5 protein-coding genes are annotated in these 2,026 nt (G+C 68.5%); all 5 read left to right on the forward strand.

Features of this window, described 5'->3' with window-relative positions; all coding sequences use genetic code 11:
* The first annotated feature begins 11 nt into the window (after positions 1-11).
* The gene (locus VF536_RS27720; protein WP_414710319.1) at positions 12-161 is read left to right on the forward strand and encodes a hypothetical protein; all 150 of its coding nucleotides are present in this window, start codon (positions 12-14) and stop codon (positions 159-161) included.
* Entirely contained in the window at positions 158-409 is a 252-nt protein-coding gene (locus VF536_RS08420; protein WP_331614375.1) for a hypothetical protein, read from the forward strand. Before VF536_RS27720 ends, VF536_RS08420 begins: the two co-directional genes overlap by 4 nt.
* Positions 410-476: 67 nt before the next feature.
* A complete protein-coding gene (locus tag VF536_RS08425) occupies positions 477-860 on the forward strand; it encodes a response regulator transcription factor (RefSeq protein WP_331614377.1) in 384 nt (127 codons plus the stop codon).
* 2 nt (positions 861-862) lie between these two features.
* Positions 863-1,495, forward strand: a complete 633-nt coding sequence (locus VF536_RS08430) for a chemotaxis protein CheX (protein ID WP_331614378.1) — start codon at positions 863-865, stop codon at positions 1,493-1,495.
* The coding region (locus tag VF536_RS08435) for a PAS domain-containing protein (RefSeq protein ID WP_331614379.1) at positions 1,485-2,026 on the forward strand (542 nt) is incomplete at its 3' end. The genes VF536_RS08430 and VF536_RS08435, both read left to right, overlap by 11 nt.

Genomic DNA, 2,026 nt, shown 5'->3' on the forward strand with positions numbered 1-2,026 from the left:
AGGATCTCGGAATCCAGGTCGACGAGATCGCCGAGCGCGTCGAGGCGCCTCTGCGGCCGATGGACGGGGTGCTGGCCCGCTATCCCGGCGTGCTCGGCACCGTGCTCCAGGGCGACGGCGGGGTGCTGCTGGTGCTCGACCTCGCGGAGCTGGCGGCATGAGCGTGCGGCTCGAGGGCGACGTCATCTTCCTGGAAGGCCAGTGCCACGTGGAACAGGCCGAGCAGCTGCTGCTCCGCCTGCAAGAGGATCCGTCGCGCCGCGTCGAGCTGTCCGGATGTCGACATCTGCACAGCGCGGTCGCTCAGGTCCTGCTAAGCCATCCCGTTCAGGTTTGCGGCGATCCGGCCGATCCCTTCCTGCGCCAGTTCGTGGCCCCCTGTTTCGCAACCCCGGAAATATCGACGTGACGACCAGACGACCGTTCTCGCAGCTTAGCGACGCTCTTCCGCGCACCGCGCCTTTGGGAGCCGAATGATGACGACCACCGTGATGATCGTCGACGACAGCAAACTCGCGCGCATCGTCGTCGGAAAGGCCGTGGCCGCGCTGCAGCCGGACTGGGAGCGCCTGGAAGCCGGCTCTGCCGATGACGCTCTGAAGCTGCTGGAGGAACGCGCCGTCGATGTCGTGGTCCTCGACTACAACATGCCGGGCCGCAGCGGCCTGGACCTGGCTGAAGAGCTGCGCGCGCGCTTCCCGAGGATGCCGATCGCGTTGGCCACCGCCAACGTGCAGGATGAGATCATCGCTCGCGCGCGCGCCGCGCAGGTGACTTTCGTCCCCAAGCCCGTGAACGAGGACGCGCTACGCGGCTTCTTCTCCGGCGCGGCGCTGCAGCTGCGCGCAGCCGGAGCCTGACCATGGCCAGCGTCGACCTCAGCGAACTTGAGCACGACGCGCTCACGGAGCTCGTGAACATCGGTGTCAGCCGCGCGGCCGCCAGTCTGCGCAGCATGGTCGGGCGGCAGGTGATGCTCTCGGTGCCATCGGTGGAGGTGGTCGACCGCGCCGCCGCGGCCGCCCTGATCCGCGAGCGGGAGACGGGGCCGCTCGTCGCTGTGCGCCAGGACTTCAGCGGCGCCTTCAACGGCCAGGCCCTGCTGATCTTCCCGGAGCAGAACAGCCTGGAACTGGTCCGCAGCGTCACCGGCGACGAGCTGAGCGCCGAGGACCTGCTGGACATCGAGCCTGAGGCGTTGGCCGAGACCGGCAACATCGTGCTCAACAGCTGCCTGGCGACCATGGCCAACATGCTGGAGCGGCCCTTGAAGATGTCGCTCCCGGAGGTCATCCGCGGGGAGAGCGCGCGGTTCTTCGAATTGGGCGCGGACAACAGCGAGGAGGGCGTCGTGCTGTTCCTCTACATCAACTTCTCCATCAGCGACCGCGACATCCGTGGCTATATCGCCATGCTCATGGACCTGCCATCGCTCGGCGCGTTGCAGTCGCTCATCGGCGAGTTCATCAAGCGGGTCATGGGCGATGACGCCTGACCTCCCGGCCCTGGGCGACGCTTCCGGCCGGATTCGCTCGGTGGATTTGCGCGAGGCGGTCGGCGCATGGGTGTGGGACATTCGCGCCAAGCGGCTCTACGCCGACGCCCGCTTCGCGAACCTCTGCGGCCTCGACGCCGCCGCCGCGCAGGCGGGCCTGCCGACCAAGGCCTTCGTCGCGGGCGTGGTTCCCGACGACCAGATGCGCGTGCGTATCGCCCTGGCCGGCGTCCTGCACGGCTCGGAGACCTTCTCGCGGGAGTATCGGGTCCGCGGCGCCGACGGGATGGTGCGTTGGGTCAGCGCGCGTGGCCGCGCCGAACGCGACGAGACGGACGAGCCAAGCGAGTTCACCGGGCTGCTGGTCGACATCACGGACCAGAAGCGCGTGGAGGAACAACTCCGCATCGCGCAGACCGCGGGCGGCATCGGCTCGTTCGAGCATACCGATGGCTACGGCACCGCGGAGGTCTCCGAGCAGTTCTGCCGGCTGCTTGGCCTGCAGGCCACGGATGCGCTGCCCGTTCGCAC

The organism is Roseateles sp. (genome assembly GCF_036486225.1).
GTDB lineage: Bacteria > Pseudomonadota > Gammaproteobacteria > Burkholderiales > Burkholderiaceae_C > Roseateles.